Origin of the sequence: Methylobacterium sp. B1, assembly GCF_000333255.1 — a bacterium.
In the GTDB taxonomy this organism is placed as follows: domain Bacteria; phylum Pseudomonadota; class Alphaproteobacteria; order Rhizobiales; family Beijerinckiaceae; genus Methylobacterium; species Methylobacterium fujisawaense.
The window spans coordinates 1-1,329 of record NZ_BACT01000769.1 but is presented as its reverse complement, the minus strand read 5'-3'; the positions used below and the strand labels follow the sequence as shown (position 1 = coordinate 1,329).

Here is a 1,329-nt window from a genome sequence, read left to right as displayed (position 1 = left end):
CGGGCGCTGCGCCGCTACCTGCGGCGGCTGAGCACGCGACGGTGTTCGCCTTCGTCGCCGCGGCGGCGGCCGCGCACTGGTTCTCCGATCAGGTCGCGTGGTTCGCCGCGCATGTCCCGGCCCTGCGGGCCCTCTGGAAGCTGCTGACGGGAGCGTGAGATGCGTCTGCGCTGGGACAGGGTTCTCGACCGGGCCTGGCTCGCCCTGGCCGCTACCGCGGCGGTGACGGTCGCCGTCCACGAGGGCGGTGCGGTCGGCCGGCGCGCCTGGACGCTCGGGTCCGGCGGCGGCGCGCTGGCCGCGCCGGCGGGACCCGGCGGGGTCAACCCGCCGGCCCGCGCCGCCCTGGCCTGCGGGCCCGCCCCGGCTCCGTCGCCATGACAGCGGTCGACGCGCCTGTGCGAAGCGGCCCGCGGCGTGGAACCGGGCGCCGCCTCGGCCGTCATGTCGGCACGATGCCGTCCGCCGCCAGATCAACCGCGAAGGGAATGTCCGGACCGACGCCGACAACCGCCGGGGTTGACGCACGGCTACGTATTCAGGACGCATTCAGTGCCCTGGGCGCACATCGTTCGCCAATGCGCTACGCCATCGCCCTCGTCGCCATCAGCCTGACCGCCGCGGCCCTCGCCGCGGGCGGGTTCGGCTCCATGGCGGATGACGGGCCGGCCCCCCAGACGGGCGCCGTCTCCAGCCAGGCGCCGTTGCGCATCGAGAGCTGCCTGTCCCCCGCCGACCTGCGCGAGGAGGTCGGCGAGCGGCGGGTGATCCCGCCCGTGGCGGCGATCCGCGCGGCCCGCACGGTGATCCCCCGGGCCGAGATCCAGCGGGCGAGCCTCTGCCGTCACGAGGGCGGCCTCGTCTATATGCTCACCGCCTTGCGCCGGGACGGGCATTTCGTGCACGTGATCGTGGATGCGCGCACCGGCACCGTGGCGGGACAGTATTGAGCGGGCGCCGCAACCGTGTCGGAGGGGGGTAAGCCGTGCGACTGCTCGTCGTCGAGGATGACAAGGACATCAACCGGCAGGTCGTGGCCGCGCTGGAGGAGGCCGGCTACGTGGCCGACAAGGCCTATGACGGCGAGGAGGGCGGCTATCTCGGCGAGAGCGAGCCCTACGACGCCATCATCCTCGACATGGGCCTGCCCAAGGCCGACGGCGTCACGGTGCTCCAGAAGTGGCGCCGGGCCGGCGTGAAGACGCCGGTGATCATCCTCACCGCCCGGGACCGCTGGTCCGACAAGGTCGACGGCTTCGATGCCGGTGCCGACGACTACGTCACCAAGCCCTTCCACAGGAGGAGCTGATGGCCCGCGTCCGGGCGTGT

Annotated in this window: 2 protein-coding genes and 1 pseudogene; all 3 read left to right on the top strand. The window is 73.4% G+C overall.

What is annotated here, in order from left to right; all coding sequences use genetic code 11:
• The first annotated feature begins 159 nt into the window (after positions 1-159).
• A complete protein-coding gene (locus I53_RS22395) occupies positions 160-381 on the top strand; it encodes a hypothetical protein (protein ID WP_043354856.1) in 222 nt (73 codons plus the stop codon).
• Positions 382-578: 197 nt separating this feature from the next.
• Positions 579-950: a PepSY domain-containing protein gene (locus I53_RS22390; RefSeq protein ID WP_043354854.1), complete on the top strand. Its 372-nt coding sequence runs from the start codon at positions 579-581 to the stop codon at positions 948-950.
• 35 nt (positions 951-985) lie between these two features.
• Positions 986-1,329, top strand: a pseudogene (locus I53_RS22385) (response regulator transcription factor); the annotation flags it as partial.

Excerpts from the sequence above, each read along its gene's own strand:
- I53_RS22395 (WP_043354856.1), top strand. The coding sequence starts at position 160 with ATGCGTCTGCGCTGGGACAGGGTTCTCGACCGGGCCTGGCTCGCCCTG.
- I53_RS22390 (WP_043354854.1), top strand. The coding sequence starts at position 579 with ATGCGCTACGCCATCGCCCTCGTCGCCATCAGCCTGACCGCCGCGGCC.